This is a genomic window from Micromonospora sp. NPDC051296 (assembly GCF_040682255.1).
GTDB classification, from domain to species: Bacteria; Actinomycetota; Actinomycetes; order Mycobacteriales; family Micromonosporaceae; genus Micromonospora; species Micromonospora craterilacus.
The window spans coordinates 1-14,962 of the sequence record NZ_JBFBAO010000150.1; the positions used below are offsets into that span (position 1 = coordinate 1).

Genomic DNA, 14,962 nt, shown 5'->3' on the forward strand with positions numbered 1-14,962 from the left:
GGCGGGGCGAGGCACAATCGAAGCCATGTCGCGCCGCGCCGTCTCCGCCTTGCTCGCCAGTGCCCTGTTCGCCAGCGCGCTGGTCGGCTGCTCCACCGACCGCCGCCCTGCCGAGCAGGCCGCCGCAGCCACGCCGCTGGCGACCACACCCGCGCCGCCGGCGACTTCGTCGGCACCGGCGATCCCCGCCGGGAGCGCGCCGCAGCAGACCTTCGCGGTCGGCGTACGACAGCTGAAGCTGAACCGCGACGGCGACCGGCCGCTGCCGGTGACCGTCTGGTACCCGGCGTCCGGCCGGGCGGGCGGCGAGCCGGCGGCCTCGGCACGGGCCGCGGACGGCAGGTTCCCGGTGGTCATGTTCAGCCACGGCCTGGGCGGCCGACCCGCCGACTACGCGGCCCTGCTGACCCGCTGGGCGGCGGCCGGTTTCGTGGTGGCCGCGCCGACCTTCCCGCACACCTCTCGGGGCGGCGACCGGAACGTGCTCGATGTGCTCAACCAGCCCGCCGACGTGTCGTACGCGTTGACCGAGTTGCTCGCCCTCGACAAGCGCGCCGGCGACCCGCTGCGCGGCCGGATGGCCACCGACCGGGTGGCCGCCGCCGGGCACTCGGCGGGCGGGGTGACCACGATCGGGTTGTTCACCGCCGGCCGGGACGACCGGCTGGCCGCCGGGATCGTCTTCGCCGGCACCGCGCTCGGGGTGGGCACCGCGTTCGCTGGTGCCGCAGCACCGCAACTGTTCGTGCACGGTGAGGCCGACGAGGTGGTGCAGTACGCCGCCGGCAAGGCCGTGTACGACAAGGTGCCCTGGCCGAAGGCGATGCTGAGCCTGCCCAACGGCGACCACGGCCGGGCCCTGTTGAGCGACGGCAAGTCGCTGGGGGTCGTCGCCGACACCACCATCGAGTTCCTGCGCTGGACGCTCTACGGCGACGCCGACGCCAAGGAGCGCATCGCCGAAGCCAGCGCCCCCGGCAACATCGCCACCCTCGACAACCGCCTGCAATGAAAGGAAGGGCCCCTTATTAACGCCTCCGGTAGAGCAGGGGCCCCCTCTTAACACCTCAGCTGGTGTGGTCGACCACGACCTTGCCGAAGACGTCTCCGGAGTGCAGGCGGGCGAAGGCGTCCGCGACCCGGCTGAACGGCACCACGCTGTCCACCACCGGGCGCACCTTCCGCTCGGCGCAGAAGGCGAGCAGGCCGGTCAGCTCCGCCGGGGTGCCCATCGAGGTGCCCAGGATCTCCAGCTGCATGGCGAAGACCCGGCGCAGGTTGACCGCCGGCTCGTGCCCGGCCGTCGCGCCGGAGACCACGATCCGGGCGCCCGGCGCGGCGGATTTCAACGAGTGGTCGAAGGTGGCCGCACCGACGGTCTCGATCACCACGTCGACCCGCTCGGGCAGCCGGGCGCCGGGTTCCATCGCGGTCGCGCCCAGCCCGGCGATCCGCTCCCGCTTGGCGGCGTCGCGGCTGGTCGCGTACACCCGCTTGCCCATCGCGGCGGCCAGCGCGACCGCCGCGGTGGCCACGCCGCCCCCGGCGCCCTGGACCAGCACGGCCTCGGCGTCGTCGACGCGGCCCTTGGTGGTGAGCATCCGCCACGCGGTCAGCCAGGCGGTCGGCAGGCAGGCCGCGTCGGTCGCCGCCAGCCCCGCCGGCAGCGGCAGCAGGTTCGACCGGGGTACGGCCACCCGCTCGGCCAGGGTGCCGGGGAAGTGCTCGGAGAGGATGGACATCCCGCGCGGGTCACCGGGGGTGGGCACCACCGGGTAGACGACCACCTCGTTGCCGTCCGGGTCCACCCCGACCGCGTCGCAGCCGAGGATCATCGGCAACTGCTCGGCGCGAAGCCCGACGCCGCGCAGCGACCAGAGGTCGTGGTGGTTGAGCGAGCTGGCCGTGACACGCAGGGTCACCCAGTCGTCGTCGGGCAGGTTCGGCTCGGGCTGCTCACCGACGGTGAGCGCGGCGAGCGGATCGGCGTCGTCGAAACGGGAGGCGAAGGCAGCACGCATGATCCGCACGGTAACAAGCTGAGCGCTCGTTAAGAAGGGGCCCTTCCTATGCATGAGGCGTTAAGAAGGGGCCCTTCCTTACACCTCAGGCGCGGGCGACGCCGTCGCGGCGGGCCGCTTCGGCGACCGCTTCGGCGACGGCGGGGGCGACCCGGGGGTCGAGCGGCGAGGGCACGATCGCCTCTGGGGTAAGCGTCTCGGCCACCACGGAGGCGATGGCGTCGGCCGCCGCGACCTTCATCGCGTCGGTGACCCGGGTGGCCCGGGCATCGAGCGCGCCGCGGAACACGCCCGGGAAGGCCAGTACGTTGTTGATCTGGTTCGGGTAGTCGCTGCGCCCGGTGGCGACCACCGCGACGTGCCGCGCGGCCACCTCCGGATGCACCTCTGGAGTGGGGTTGGCCAGCGCGAACACGATCCCGCCGGGGGCCATCCCGGCCACCGCCTGCTCGGGGATCTGCCCGCCGGAGACGCCGATCAGCACGTCGGCGTCGCGCAGCGCCTCGGTGATGTCGCCCTGGCGGCCGTCGGCGTTGGTCAGCTCGGCCAGTTCGGCCTTGGTGCCGGTCAGGCCGGTGCGCTGACCGCAGATGATTCCCCGGGAGTCGCAGACCACCACCCGGTCCGCGTCCACTCCCCCGGCCACCAGCATCCTGGTCACCGCCACCCCGGCCGCGCCCGCGCCGCTGACCGCCACCCGCAGGTCGCCGAGCTTGCGGTTGAGCAGCGTCGCGGCGTTGCGCAGCGCGGCCAGCACGACGATCGCGGTGCCGTGCTGGTCGTCGTGGAACACCGGGATGTCCAGTGCCTCGTCGAGCCGGCGCTCCACCTCGAAGCAACGTGGAGCGCTGATGTCCTCCAGGTTGATCCCGCCGAACGACGGCGCGAGCGCCTTGACCACCGCGACGATCTCGTCGACGTCCTGGGTGTCCAGGCAGACCGGTACCGCGTCGATCCCGCCGAACTGCTTGAACAGCACGGCCTTGCCCTCCATCACCGGCAGCGCGGCGCGCGGGCCGATGTTGCCGAGGCCGAGTACGGCCGAGCCGTCGGTGACGACCGCGACGGTGTGCGACGCCCAGGTGTAGTCGTGGGCGAGCGACGGGTCGGCGGCGATCGCCTCGCAGACCCGGGCGACCCCGGGGGTGTACGCGAGGGAGAGATCGTCCCGGCTGGTGAGCGGGACCGTCGAGACGACGGCCATCTTGCCGCCACGATGCAGCTGGAAGACGGGATCAGCAGGGTCCACAGTGGACGAAGACATGGTGACTCCAGGATCTGTCGAGCAGATGGACCGGCCGGTCGGGCGCACGGTGAGGCGACGAGCGGCGGCGCGAGGTGCGGGGGGTCACCCGGGCACTTCCGAGCATAGTGGTGGGGGTGGACCCGGTATGTGAGCAGGGTCATAACGGACGCGGCGGCACCCGACCGAGTCGGGGCCAGTAGCGGGCCACCACCCGGCCCAGCACGTCGGCCACCCCGTACGCCCGGGAGTCGTCGGTGATCAGGTCGTTGTCCCCGGACAGCCACCACCCGCCGTCGACGGGACGGACCGCGCGCTTGACCACCAGCAGGTCCGGGCGGCTGCGGAAGACCGCGATCACCACGTCGCCGGGGTGGACGGCCCGGCCACCGCGACGGACCAGCACCGCGTCGCCGTGCCGCAGGGTCGGCGACATAGACGGACCAGTCACCAGTACGGCCGACAGCGGCCACCGGAGCCGGGGCGCGGGCATGAGTGTTTCACCTCCTACGGCCTCGGGGACCACCTCCAGGAGTAATGTCGTCTTGGATCATCGCAAACTTCCCATGGAGGATCCTGATGCGACTTCCACGCATCCTTACGCCCCGCGTGACCGCCAGCGCCCACTGCGACCTGCCCTGCGGTGTCTACGACCCGGCGCAGGCCCGGATCGAGGCCGAGTCGGTGAAAATGATCTGCGAGAAGTACCAGGCCAACACCGACCCCGAGTTCCGCACCCGGGCCATCCTGATCAAGGAGCAGCGGGCCGACCTGGTCAAGCACCACCTCTGGGTGCTGTGGACCGACTACTTCAAGCCGGCCCACTTCGAGAAGTACCCGAACCTGCACCAACTGTTCAACGAGGCGACCAAGCTGGCGGGTGCCGCCGGCGCCAAGGGCGCCACCGACCCGGCCAAGGCCGACGAGCTGCTGCAGAAGATCGACGAGATCGCGAAGATCTTCTGGGAGACCAAGCAGGCGTGACGTCGCTCGCCGGCGGCGAGGTGTCTCGGCGGCCGACGCGTCCAATCGGGCGCGCCGGCCGCCGTCGTGTCCGGCCGGTCCACCCGGCCACTCCGCCACGATTGACGGCCGCTAACCGCCCGGCCGCCTGAGCGGGTAGAGTCCCCCACCGGGGGGATGAGTGGTGACTCAACTGACCGGCCAGCCGACGACCGACGACGACGTCGTGCACCTCACCGTGCCCGCCGACGGCGGCTATCTGGGTGTCCTCCGCACCGCCACCGCCGGCCTCGCGGCTCGCCTTCAGTTCGCCCTCGACGAGATCGAGGATCTGCGCATCGCGGTCGATGAGGCGTGCGCCATGCTGCTCGCCATCGCTTCCCGGGGAGCCGAGCTCGACTGCCGCTTCGCGGTGACCGAAGACGCGCTGACCGTCGAGGTGACCGTGCCGACCGTGCCAGGCAGCAAGCTGCCGGCCGAGTCGTCGTTCGCGTGGAAGGTGCTCACCGCGCTGACCACGTCGGCGGCGGCGAGCGCGGTCGACGGGCGGGCCACCATCTCGCTGCTCACCCGCCGCGCCTCCGGCTGGTGAACGGCCGCCCGGGTCAGCTCACGCCGCCACCTCGCTCCGCTCGCCGCCGGCGCGAAGCGCCACGCTGCTGTGCCTGATGGTTCGCTCGCTCCGCTCGTTCACTCGAAGCCCAGGGCACGGGTGGTGGGCGGGCTGACCAGCAACCAGGTGACGCCGAGCCCGAGCGCGATCAGCGGCACGCCGAGCCAGCCCAGGCCACCCTGGATCATGAACCAGCCGATCGGCAGCAGCATGAGCTGGAGCACGATGGCCGGCGCGCGGGCGCCCGCCCGGCGACGCAGCAGCGCGCCGCCCAGCGCCCAGAGCGCGACCGCGGCACCAATGGCGAAGGCCGTGACCAGCAGCGCCGACGTCAAGTCGGTGGTAGTGGCGGTGAGATCGGCGACGACCAGCCAGGCCGCGACCAGCCCGACGGCGACCGCCTGGCCCCGTAGCAGCCGGACCGCCCAACGCAGCGTGACGGGGGTCGGGTCGGAGTCGATGGTCACGCGGTCACGATACCCGTGACGTCCCGGAGTACAGTGCCGCCCATGCGGGCCATCCTGCTGGTCAATCCGAAGGCCACCACCACCAGCGAGCGTGCGCGGGACGTGCTCGTCCGGGCGCTGCGCAGCGAGGTCGATCTCTCCGTGCGCTACACCCGGCGGCGTGGTCACGCCACCGCGCTGGCCCGGGAGGCCGCCGTGGAGGGCGTCGACCTGGTGGTCACCCTCGGTGGCGACGGCACGGTCAACGAGGTGGTCAACGGCCTGATGACGGCGACCACCGCCGGCGGCGAGGCGCCGACTGCGGAACGGCTGCCCGCACTGGCCACCGTTCCGGGCGGCTCGACCAACGTCTTCGCCCGGGCGCTGGGCCTGCCCAAGGAGTGGCCGGAGGCCGCCAGCATGCTCCTGGAGGGGCTGCGGCTGGGCCGGCACCGCACGATCGGCCTCGGCCGGGCCGACGACCGCTACTTCACCTTCTGTGCCGGCTTCGGGCTCGACGCGGCGGTGATCCACCGGGTCGAGGAGGCCCGCCGTCGGGGCCGGGTCTCCTCGCCGGGGCTCTACTTCCGCGCCTTCACCGCGCAGTTCCTGTTCGGCGCCGAACGGCGGCACCCGGCGATCCAGCTGGAGCAGCCGGGCGAGGCGGCAGAGGGAGACCTGGCCAGCGTCATCGTCCAGAACACCGCCCCGTGGACGTACGTCGGGGACCGGGAGGCCAACCCGAACCCGGAGGCGTCGTTCGATCTGGGGCTGGATGTGATGGCCTTTCGCCAGCTAGGCGTCGCCAGCACGACACGCACCGTGACGCAGTTCCTCTCCAACACGCCCAATCCGCACGGCCGGCAGGTGCTGCGCCTGCACGACGTGGCCGAGTTCACGCTGGTCGCAAGCCGTCCGCAGGCGTTCCAGCTCGACGGCGACTATCTTGGCGAGCGGGAAAAAGTCAGATTCACCTCCGTTCCCGCCGCACTCAGAGTAATCTGTTAGGCCTCCGGCACCACCGGGCGGAGACGGTCGGCGCGACCCCCGACGCGCGACGACTGCGACACCCGGAACCAATGCCGGAAATGTCAGCAATGTCCGGCGGACTGTACTATATTGATCCTCGACTGTGGTAAGCCGGGTAGCCGGAGTGATCTGGAACCCGGACAAATGGGTTGTGGGCTTGCTCACCGCACGGAGTTTTTCCGAGCGCCACCCTTGACATTGCGTGAGTTCGTGAAAGTATTCACAAGCGAACTTGAGTTACCGGGACATTGCCTGGATATGCTCGGCAGGTTGAGCTGTTCCAGCAGGTCCCCGGGACCAACAGCCTGCTCACGCACTGCCGAATTGACGGACGCAAACCGTCACCATCGGCATTGCGGATGCATATAGGAAAAGCACCAACAGCGAGATTCTGCCACCCACCCAGAATGAGGAGTGTTGCCGCCATGGACTGGCGTCACCATGCTGTCTGCCGCGACGAGGACCCGGAGCTGTTCTTCCCGATCGGGACGTCCGGTCCGGCTCTCCTGCAGGTCGAGCAGGCCAAGGCCGTCTGCCGGCGCTGCTCCGTGACCGACCAGTGCCTGCAGTGGGCGCTGGAGTCCGGTCAGGACGCTGGCGTCTGGGGCGGGATGAGCGAGGAGGAGCGGCGCGCCGTCAAGCGTCGCGGCGGCCTCCGGGTGCTGCGCGCTCACTCCGCCTGATCCACGCACCAGAGCGACACGCCCCGGCCGGCTCAGCCCGCCGGGGCGTTCTGCTGCCCGTTCCGGGGCAGCCCCAGCCCGCCCCCGCCGGCCCAGCCCGCCAACGGCAGCCCAGCCCGCCAACGGCAGCCCAGCCCGCCCGCAAGGCCCAGGCTGTCGCCTCGCCAAGGCCCCGGCCGTCAATCAGCCCTCCTCAAATGCCTGAGCGCGCCTCGGCGTCCACCCGGCGCAGCACCAGGTCGACCAGTTCCGGCGCATCCGTCAGCGGAGCCGCCACCGCCACCGCGCCGGCGTCCCGCGCCGCCGCCGTCACGGCATCGTGGAACAGCCCGGGCGCAAGGAAGTACGCGGCCACGGCCACCCGCCGCGCACCCCGCGCCCGCAGCCGGGCCACCGCCGCACCGACGGCCGGCGGTGCCGCCGAGGCGTACGAGATCCGGGTCGGGGTGCCCAGGGCCGCACCCAGCGCCTGGGCCACCCGGCCCACCGACGCCCGCGCCCCGGGATCCCGGGTGCCCGCCGCAGCCAGCACGAGGGCGTCGAACCGGCCCGGTTCCGCCTCGGCCAGCCGCCGCCGCAACCCGGCCAGCAGTGTCGGATCCACCTCGCCGGCCACCGGGCCGAGCACGTCGGTGATGCGCACCCGGATCGGCGGCCCGGCCTGCCGGGCGGCCGCCACCGCCGCCGGGATGTCCACCCGCCGGTGGTAGGCGGCGGTGAGCAGCAACGGCACCAGGACCGCCCGGGGCTCCCCCGCGGCGGCCAGCCGGCGCAGTGCCTGCGTCGGAGTGGGCTCGGTGTGGTCGAGCCAGCTCGCCAGCACCGGCGTGCCGGGCCGGGCGGCCGAGATCGCCCGGGCCAGCGCCCTGGTCGCGTCGGCCGCCCGCGGGTCGCGACTGCCGTGGGCGACCAGGAGCACCGGGTCCCCGCCCGGCCCGGGCCCCCCGGGCCGGGTCAGGCCGCCGGGCGGCGCCGCCCGTTCGGTCAGAGATGCAGACCGCACTCGGTCTTCTCGAACATGGCCCAGCGGCCGCCGCGCGGATCCTCGCCGGCCTTGGTCCGCCGGGTGCACGGCCAGCAGCCGATCGAGCCGTAGCCGCGCCGGAACAGCTCGTTGACCGGCACGTTCCACCGGGAGATGTACGCGTCCACGTCCGCCTGCGTCCAGGCCGCGATCGGGTTGACCTTCACCTTGCCCCGGCGGGCGTCGAAGGTCACCACCGGCGTGTTGGCACGGGTCGGCGACTCGTCGCGGCGCAGCCCGGCGGCCCACGCGTCGTAGCCGGCGAGCGCCCGCTCCAGCGGCTCCACCTTGCGCAGCTGGCAGCATTCGTCCGGCGACCGGTTGAACAGCCGCGGCCCGTACTCGCCGTCCTGCTGGCCCACGGTGAGCCGCGGCCGGATCGACCGGACGTTGACCGGCAGCGTGCGGGCCACCTCGTCCCGGACGGCGAGGGTCTCCGGGAAGTGCAGGCCGGTGTCCAGGAAGACCACGTCCACCCCGGGCGCGACCCGGGAGACCAGGTGGGCGAGGACCGCGTCGGCCATCGAACTGGTCACGCAGAACCGGTCGCCGAAGGTCTCCGCGGCCCACCGGGCGATCTCCAGCGCGGGCGCGCCCTCCAGCTCCCGGCCGGCCCGCTCGGCCAGCTCGCGCAGCTGGGCGGGATCACGACGCACGCCGTCGGCCGGGCTGGATGCGCCGGTGCCGACCAACCCGAGGCCGACGGCGGAGACCAGGGCGCTCACCGGGTCACCGCCCGGGAGAGCAGGCCGGTGAAGCGGACCGTGAACACCCGGGTGCAGGCGTGGCACTCCCACGCGCCGTGACCGGCCTCGCTCGGCCGCAGGTCCTCCTCGCCGCAGTACGGGCAGTACAGCGGCACGGATCGGGACTCGCTGCTCATCGCGTCACCTCGCTCATCGCAGTTCCTCCTCGTCGACCCTGATCACCCAGTTGGCGAACGCCTCGCCCTCGGTGCGGCCGGCCAGGTAACGCCGGGTCAGCCGCTCGACGTACTCGGGAAGCTCCTCGGCGGTGGTCCTCAGGCCGCGCAGCTTGCGGCCGAAGCCGGCCGTGCGGCCCTCGGTCATGCCGAGCCCGCCGCCGAGGTGTACCTGGAAGCCCTCCACCTGGCGGCCGTCCGGGCCGGTCACCAGCTGGCCCTTGAGGCCGATGTCGGCCACCTGGGTGCGGGCACAGGCGTTCGGGCAGCCGTTGATGTGGATGGAGATGTCCGCGTCGACATCGCGCAGCTGCTGCTCCAGCCGGGCCACCAACTCCTCGCCACGCGCCTTGGTCTCGACGATGGCGAGCTTGCAGTACTCGATGCCGGTGCAGGCCATGGTGCCGCGCCGCCAGGTCGACGGGCGGGCCTCCAGGCCGATCTCGCGCAGCCCGGCGATCAGCGACTCCGTCCGCTCCGACGGCACGTCGAGCACCAGCAGCTTCTGGTACGGGGTGAGCCGCACCCGGCCGCTGCCGTGCGCCTCGACCACGTCCGCGAGCTGGGCGAGCTGGGTGCCGGACACCCGCCCGACCACCGGGGCGGCACCGACGTAGTTGCGGCCGTCCCGCTGGGCGTGCACGCCGATGTGGTCGATCGGCTTGTCCGGCAGTGCCGGAGCGGGCCCGTCGAGCAGCGTCCGGCCGAGGTACTCCTTCTCCAGCACCTCGCGGAACTTCGTCACGCCCCAGTCGGCGACCAGGAACTTCAGCCGGGCCCGGTGGCGCAGCCGGCGGTAGCCGTAGTCGCGGAAGATGCCGACCACGCCGGCCCAGACGTCCGGCACCTCGGCCAGCGGCACCCAGACGCCGAGCCGCTGGGCCAGCATCGGATTGGTGGACAGCCCGCCGCCGACCCACACGTCGAAGCCCGGACCGTGCTCGGGGTGGTCGACGCCGAGGAAGGCGATGTCGTTCGCCTGGTACGGGGTGTCCACCAGCCAGGAGATCGACGACTTGAACTTGCGGGGCAGGTTGGAGAACTGCTTGTCGCCGACGTACCGCCGGACGATCTCGTCGATGGCGGGGGTGGGGTCGATCAGCTCCGCCTCGGCCACGCCGGCCACCGGACTGCCCAGCACGATGCGGGGGCAGTCGCCGCACGCCTCGGTGGTCTGCAGCCCGACCGATTCCAGCCGCCGCCAGATCTCCGGCATGTCCTCGACCCGGATCCAGTGGTACTGGATGTTCTGCCGGTCAGTGATGTCGGCGGTGTCCCGGGCGAACTCCCGGGAGATCTCGGCGATCGTACGCAGCTGGGCCAGGTCGAGCTGGCCGCCGTCGACGCGTACCCGCAGCATGAAGAACTCGTCTTCCAGCTCGTGCGGCTCCAGCACGGCGGTACGCCCGCCGTCGATGCCCGCCTTGCGCTGGGTGTAGAGGCCCCACCAGCGGAACCGACCCCGCAGATCCTGCGGGTCGATGGCGGCGAAGCCCCGGTGGGCGTAGATGTTCTCGATCCTGGCCCGCACGTTGAGCGGGTCGTCGTCCTTCTTGATCCGCTCGTTGGGGTTGAGCGGCTCGCGGTGTCCGAGCGCCCACTGGCCCTCGCCGCGGGCGCGGCGGGGTGCCCGTGCGGGGCGGGCCGAGGGGTCCCCGGGGCGGGCCGGAATGTCGCTGACCGCCATCGCGGCGTCCTCCGTTGTCTGCGGTGCCTCGGTGGGTACGCGGACGCGACGACCGGCTCCCGGAGGGCCGTGGACGGCGATGTCTTGGGCGGCCGGCGCGCTGCGTGCCCGAGGCAGGGTGGTCGGGCGTCGTCAGTAGGCCGGACAGATGGCGCTGCGCACGCGGCCGTAGTCGACGTGGCGTCGGGCCACGAAGCGGCGGACTACGGCGGCGGTCATGGACGTCATGCTGCCACACCTCAGGCGGGCCAGCCAATGAGTGCGTGCCCGATCCCACATCACGGGCGGTCGCTGCCGCCACCCGGAGCGCGACCGTGTGGCAGGCTCGCGACATGGGGGATATGTCCGGTAGGTCAGTCCCGACCGCCGGGAAGGGCGTCCGGCTCAGCGGGATGCGCCTGCGGTCGCTGCCGGTGTGGCTCGTACCGGCGGGCGTCACCCTGGTGCTGACGCTGGCCGGGCTGGACGCCGCGCAACCGTGGCGGGACGAGCTGGCGACCTGGAGCGCCGCCACCCGGGGGGTGCCGGCGTTGCTCCGGCTGGTCGGCACCATCGACGCCGCCACCGGCCCCTACTACCTGTTCATGCACGCCTGGGTGACGGTGGCCGGCGACTCGGTGGCCGCGTTGCGCCTGCCGTCCGCGCTGGCGATGGCGGCGGCCGCCGGGTTGACCGCCACGCTCGGGCAACGGCTCTCGGACACCCGCGCCGGTGCCCTCGCCGGACTGCTGTTCGCGGTGCTCCCCGGCACCTCCCGGTACGGCCAGGAGGCCCGTCCGTACGCCCTCGCCGCCGCCCTCGCCGTGCTGAGCACCCTGCTGCTGGTCGACACCCTGCGCCGCCCCGGTTGGGGCCGCTGGGCGGCGTACGCCGCCGCGACCATCGCCCTCGGGCTGACCCACCTGGTCGCCCTGACCCTGCTCGCCGCCCATGCCGTCGCGGTGCTCACCCGTGCCGCCGGCGTCACCCGGCCACCACCCCCGACCACCGGTACGGCCAGCACCGGCCCGCAGGCCGATCCCGCCCGTACGCCCCCGGACCCCGGCCGCCCGAATGCCGACTGGCTCGGAGCGCTGAGGTCCCGCCAGGGGCTCGGTCGGCCGAGTGGCCGGCTCGGGCCGTTGCGGTGCTGGTTGCTCGCGCTGGTACCGGTGGCGTTGGTACTGACCCCGCTGTTCCTGCTCGCCCGGGGCCAACGGTCCCGCCAGCTGGCCTGGGTGGACACCACCCGCCTCGGTGACCTGGCCGCGCTCCCGGGCGGCCTGGCGCAGAGCGCGATGGTGGGCGGCATGTTGGTGGCGCTCGCCGCGCTCGGCGCGGGGCGGCTCGGCCGACGCGGGCTGCTGCCGGTTGCCGCCGTCCTGCTGCCGGTGCTGCTGCTCTTCGCCGCCGGGCTCGCCATACCCCTGTGGGTTCCCCGCTACCTGGTCTTCGTGGTGCCGTTCGGCTGTCTGCTGGCCGGCGCGGCCCTGGCGGCGGCCCGGCTGCCGGCGGCCCTCGTCGTGGTGGCCCTGGCCGGGCTGCTCGGGCTGCCCGACCAGGTCGCGTTGCGACGCACCCACGAGTGGCCGCGCACCGCGACCGTCGACTACCGGGGCACGGCGCGGATCGTCGCGGACGGTCAGCGCCCGGGCGACGCGGTGGTCTACTCGCCCCGGGACAGCTGGCTCTTCCTCGACCTCGGTCTCCGCTACCACCTCAGCGGCCAGGTCCCCCGGGACGTGCTGGCGGCCGAGGACCAGGATCGCCGGGGCGACCTGTGGGCGGTCGAGTGCGACCGACCCGCCGAGTGCCTGGCCGGCACGGACCGGGTCTGGCTGGTGGTGGCCGGCCGCCGCGCCGACCCGCTGGCGGCCGTGCCCGGCGCCAAGGGGGACGCCCTGCGCGCCGGTTTCACCGTCACCCAGGTCTGGCCACGGCCCGGCCTGACCCTCGCCCTCCTCACCCGCCCGCAGTGAGGCGGCCGTCGGGGGCGGTGCGGGCGAGCGGGACGATCAGGACCGCCTCGGTGCCACCGCCGGCGCCCGGGCGCAGTTCGATGCTGCCGCGCAGCTCACCGGTGACCAGCGCCCGGACGATTTGCAACCCGAGCTTGGCACCGCCCTCGGCGTCGAACCCGGCCGGCAGCCCGCGCCCGTTGTCGGCGACCGAGACGTGCAGCATCTTGCGGAACCGGTGGGCCGAGACCACCACCTCCGGCACCACCGCCTCCGGCTGCGCCGCCTCGGGCAGCACCGCCCCAGGCACCGCAGGCTCAGGCGGCCCGGGCTGCTCCGCACCGGGGGCCAGGGCTTCGTCGGCCTCCCCGGCCGGCGGGAAGCCGTGTTCGACGGCGTTGAGCAACAGCTCGTTGAGAACCATCACCAGCGAGGTGGCGATCTCCGCCGGCAGCACGCCGAAGCTGCCCTTGCGCCGCATCCCGACGCTCACCTCGGTCGCCGCCACCTCGGTCGCCGCGCTGGCCACCCGGTCGACGATCCCGTCGAACTCCACCGCCTCGTCGCTGGACATCGAGAGCGTCTCGTGCACCAGGGCGATCGAGGCCACCCGGCGTACGGATTCCTCCAGCGCCACCCTCGCCTCGGGCATGGACACCCGGCGGGCCTGCAGCCGCAGCAGCGCGGCAACGGTCTGTAGATTGTTCTTCACCCGGTGGTGGATCTCCCGGATGGTGGCGTCCTTGGTGATCAGGGCCCGGTCCCGGCGGCGTACCTCGGTGATGTCGCGGACCAGCACCAGCGCGCCGATCGGCACTCCGGCGGGCATCAGCGGCAGGGCACGGGTGAGCATGGTCGCACCGCGCGCGTCGATCTCCCGCCGGGGCGGTGCCTCGCCGCGCAGGGCCGCGAGGATGCCGTTCCCGGCCTCCGTACCCTCCAGCGGGTCGTTGGCGAGCCGCCGGTGCAGCGCCGCGAGATCCTCGCCCACCAGGTGGGAGGCGTAACCCAGCCGCCGGTACGCCGACTGCGCGTTCGGGCTGGCGTAGGTGACCTTGCCGCCGGCGTCCAGCCGGACCAGACCGTCGCCGACCCGCGGCGCCGAGGTGGTCTCCCCGGGGTGCCGGGGCGGCGGGAACGTGCCGTCCGCGATCATCTGCGCCAGGTCGTCGGCCGTGGTCAGGTAGTTCAGCTCCAGCTGACTGGGGGTACGGGCGGTGGACAGGTTGGTGTCCCGGCCCACCACGGCGATCACCTCGCCGGACTCACCGTCGGCGGCGCGCAGCCGGACCGGGATCGCCTCGTGCCGGGCGGGCACGTCGCCGTACCAGACCGGGTCGCCCTCCCGCCAGATCCGCCCCTGCCCGTAGGCGACCTCCAGGTGCGCCACCTCCGGGCCGCCGACGATCCGGCCCACCTGGTCGTCCTGGTACGCGGTGGGCGCGGTGGTCGGCCGGACCTGGGCGACGCAGAGGAAGCTGCCCTCGCCGTCCACCGGTACCCAGAGCAGCAGGTCGGCGAAGGACAGGTCGGACAGCAACTGCCAGTCACCGGCGATGCGGTGCAGGTGGTCGATGTCGGCCGGACGCAGACGGGTGTGCTCCTCGGCGAGGTCGCGCAGCGTTGACACGCCGACCAGCGTGCCACGCCGATGGTCACATCGTCGCGGTGACCTTCTTCAGCCCTCGTGGCGCGTCCGGGTCCTCGCCCCGGGCCAGGGCCAGCGCGAGGGCCAGCCGTTGCAACGGGAGGATGTCCAGCAGGGGGGCGTACCGCTCGTCGACCTCGGGCACGGCGATCCGGGTGGCCCCCTCGACCTCGGCGGAGCCGACCACGACCACGTCCGCGCGGCGCTCGCCGAGCCGGGGCAGCACCTCGCCCATCGCCCGCCCACCTGGACCGGATCCGACCACGGCCAGCACCGGCACGTCCGGGTCGGTCATGGCGAGCGGGCCGTGCAGCAGGTCGGCGCCGGAAAAGGCCAGCGCCGGCAGGTACGAGGTCTCCATCAGCTTCAGCGCGGCCTCCCGCGCGGTCGGGTACGCGTACCCCCGGCCGGTGGTGACCAGTTGGGCGGCGAACCGGTAGCGCGGTGCGAGCTGGGCCGGGGTGGGGTCGGCCAGGGTACGGGCGGCCAGCTCGGGCAGGGCGGCCAGGGCTCGGCGTTCCTCCTCGGGCAGCGCACCGTCGCCGGCCCGGATCCCCTCCACCAGCATCAGCAGGGCGAGCAGCTCGGCGGTGTAGGTCTTGGTGGCCGCCACCGCCCGCTCGTGCCCCGCCGCGATATCGACGGAGAACTCGGCGGTGGCCGCTAGCGGCGAGTCCGGCGCGTTGGTGACCGCGAGGGTGAGCGCGCCGGAGTCCCGGGCGACCCGGAGCACCTCGGCCAGGTCG

The 14,962-nt window shown here is 73.2% G+C and carries 16 protein-coding genes; 6 read left to right on the plus strand and 10 right to left on the minus strand.

What is annotated here, in order from left to right; all coding sequences use genetic code 11:
- Positions 1 to 25: 25 nt before the first annotated feature.
- Complete coding sequence (locus tag AB0M52_RS17400) at positions 26 to 1,012, plus strand: chlorophyllase (protein ID WP_363954356.1); 987 nt, start codon at positions 26 to 28, stop codon at positions 1,010 to 1,012.
- A gap of 55 nt (positions 1,013 to 1,067) precedes the next feature.
- Here the strand turns inward: AB0M52_RS17400 and AB0M52_RS17405 are convergent, their stop codons facing one another.
- The 3 genes from AB0M52_RS17405 to AB0M52_RS17415 all read right to left on the minus strand — a co-directional run bounded on the left by AB0M52_RS17405 (position 1,068) and on the right by AB0M52_RS17415 (position 3,757).
- On the minus strand, positions 1,068 to 2,030 hold the full coding sequence (locus AB0M52_RS17405; protein WP_363954358.1) for a zinc-binding dehydrogenase: 963 nt from the start codon (positions 2,028 to 2,030) through the stop codon (positions 1,068 to 1,070).
- Positions 2,031 to 2,106: 76 nt separating this feature from the next.
- Positions 2,107 to 3,285: an NADP-dependent malic enzyme gene (locus AB0M52_RS17410; protein ID WP_363954360.1), complete on the minus strand. Its 1,179-nt coding sequence runs from the start codon at positions 3,283 to 3,285 to the stop codon at positions 2,107 to 2,109.
- Positions 3,286 to 3,424: 139 nt separating this feature from the next.
- Entirely contained in the window at positions 3,425 to 3,757 is a 333-nt protein-coding gene (locus AB0M52_RS17415; protein WP_363954362.1) for a S24/S26 family peptidase, read from the minus strand.
- Positions 3,758 to 3,843: 86 nt separating this feature from the next.
- On the opposite strand from AB0M52_RS17415, the gene sodN reads away from it, so the two are divergent.
- Entirely contained in the window at positions 3,844 to 4,248 is a 405-nt protein-coding gene (sodN, locus tag AB0M52_RS17420; protein ID WP_363954364.1) for a superoxide dismutase, Ni, read from the plus strand.
- Between the two features lie 163 nt (positions 4,249 to 4,411).
- Positions 4,412 to 4,819 (plus strand): ATP-binding protein, encoded by a 408-nt coding sequence (locus tag AB0M52_RS17425; RefSeq protein ID WP_363954366.1) that lies wholly within the window; start codon positions 4,412 to 4,414, stop codon positions 4,817 to 4,819.
- 98 nt (positions 4,820 to 4,917) lie between these two features.
- Here the strand turns inward: AB0M52_RS17425 and AB0M52_RS17430 are convergent, their stop codons facing one another.
- Complete coding sequence (locus AB0M52_RS17430) at positions 4,918 to 5,307, minus strand: hypothetical protein (RefSeq protein WP_363954368.1); 390 nt, start codon at positions 5,305 to 5,307, stop codon at positions 4,918 to 4,920.
- A gap of 42 nt (positions 5,308 to 5,349) precedes the next feature.
- Here AB0M52_RS17430 and AB0M52_RS17435 point away from each other — a divergent pair, with 42 nt between their 5' ends.
- Together AB0M52_RS17435 and AB0M52_RS17440 are read left to right on the plus strand one after the other, a co-directional pair.
- On the plus strand, positions 5,350 to 6,294 hold the full coding sequence (locus tag AB0M52_RS17435) for a diacylglycerol kinase family protein (protein WP_363954370.1): 945 nt from the start codon (positions 5,350 to 5,352) through the stop codon (positions 6,292 to 6,294).
- A 446-nt stretch (positions 6,295 to 6,740) separates the two neighbouring features.
- Complete coding sequence (locus tag AB0M52_RS17440; RefSeq protein ID WP_007072794.1) at positions 6,741 to 6,998, plus strand: WhiB family transcriptional regulator; 258 nt, start codon at positions 6,741 to 6,743, stop codon at positions 6,996 to 6,998.
- 193 nt (positions 6,999 to 7,191) lie between these two features.
- On the opposite strand, the gene AB0M52_RS17445 is transcribed toward AB0M52_RS17440, so the two are convergent.
- The 4 genes from AB0M52_RS17445 to AB0M52_RS17460 are packed head-to-tail and all read right to left on the minus strand — an operon-like array spanning position 7,192 to position 10,631.
- Positions 7,192 to 7,956: a CbiX/SirB N-terminal domain-containing protein gene (locus AB0M52_RS17445; protein WP_363954382.1), complete on the minus strand. Its 765-nt coding sequence runs from the start codon at positions 7,954 to 7,956 to the stop codon at positions 7,192 to 7,194.
- A 26-nt stretch (positions 7,957 to 7,982) separates the two neighbouring features.
- Entirely contained in the window at positions 7,983 to 8,747 is a 765-nt protein-coding gene (locus tag AB0M52_RS17450) for a phosphoadenylyl-sulfate reductase (RefSeq protein ID WP_363954372.1), read from the minus strand.
- A complete protein-coding gene (locus AB0M52_RS17455) occupies positions 8,744 to 8,905 on the minus strand; it encodes a hypothetical protein (RefSeq protein WP_363954374.1) in 162 nt (53 codons plus the stop codon). The genes AB0M52_RS17450 and AB0M52_RS17455 overlap by 4 nt, the downstream gene beginning before the upstream one ends.
- A gap of 13 nt (positions 8,906 to 8,918) precedes the next feature.
- Positions 8,919 to 10,631 carry a nitrite/sulfite reductase gene (locus tag AB0M52_RS17460; RefSeq protein ID WP_363954376.1) on the minus strand — a complete coding sequence of 571 codons (1,713 nt, stop codon included), beginning with the start codon at positions 10,629 to 10,631 and terminating at the stop codon, positions 8,919 to 8,921.
- Between the two features lie 392 nt (positions 10,632 to 11,023).
- Here AB0M52_RS17460 and AB0M52_RS17465 point away from each other — a divergent pair, with 392 nt between their 5' ends.
- Positions 11,024 to 12,589: a glycosyltransferase family 39 protein gene (locus tag AB0M52_RS17465; protein ID WP_363954384.1), complete on the plus strand. Its 1,566-nt coding sequence runs from the start codon at positions 11,024 to 11,026 to the stop codon at positions 12,587 to 12,589.
- Here the strand turns inward: AB0M52_RS17465 and AB0M52_RS17470 are convergent.
- Both AB0M52_RS17470 and AB0M52_RS17475 read right to left on the minus strand, forming a co-directional pair.
- The gene (locus AB0M52_RS17470) at positions 12,573 to 14,198 is read right to left on the minus strand and encodes a histidine kinase N-terminal domain-containing protein (protein ID WP_363954378.1); all 1,626 of its coding nucleotides are present in this window, start codon (positions 14,196 to 14,198) and stop codon (positions 12,573 to 12,575) included. The two genes, AB0M52_RS17465 and AB0M52_RS17470, sit on opposite strands and share 17 nt — an antisense overlap.
- 25 nt (positions 14,199 to 14,223) lie before the next feature.
- Positions 14,224 to 14,962, minus strand: a 739-nt coding sequence (locus AB0M52_RS17475) for an SIS domain-containing protein (RefSeq protein WP_363954380.1), incomplete at its 5' end; no start/stop codon positions are given.

Bases quoted from the DNA above. Each gene is read 5' to 3' on its own strand.
- AB0M52_RS17455 (WP_363954374.1), bottom strand. From the start codon at position 8,905: ATGAGCAGCGAGTCCCGATCCGTGCCGCTGTACTGCCCGTACTGCGGC.
- AB0M52_RS17415 (WP_363954362.1), bottom strand. From the start codon at position 3,757: ATGCCCGCGCCCCGGCTCCGGTGGCCGCTGTCGGCCGTACTGGTGACT.
- AB0M52_RS17440 (WP_007072794.1), top strand. From the start codon at position 6,741: ATGGACTGGCGTCACCATGCTGTCTGCCGCGACGAGGACCCGGAGCTG.
- AB0M52_RS17465 (WP_363954384.1), top strand. From the start codon at position 11,024: ATGCGCCTGCGGTCGCTGCCGGTGTGGCTCGTACCGGCGGGCGTCACC.
- AB0M52_RS17435 (WP_363954370.1), top strand. From the start codon at position 5,350: ATGCGGGCCATCCTGCTGGTCAATCCGAAGGCCACCACCACCAGCGAG.
- AB0M52_RS17400 (WP_363954356.1), top strand. From the start codon at position 26: ATGTCGCGCCGCGCCGTCTCCGCCTTGCTCGCCAGTGCCCTGTTCGCC.
- AB0M52_RS17460 (WP_363954376.1), bottom strand. From the start codon at position 10,631: ATGGCGGTCAGCGACATTCCGGCCCGCCCCGGGGACCCCTCGGCCCGC.
- sodN (WP_363954364.1), top strand. From the start codon at position 3,844: ATGCGACTTCCACGCATCCTTACGCCCCGCGTGACCGCCAGCGCCCAC.
- AB0M52_RS17410 (WP_363954360.1), bottom strand. From the start codon at position 3,285: ATGTCTTCGTCCACTGTGGACCCTGCTGATCCCGTCTTCCAGCTGCAT.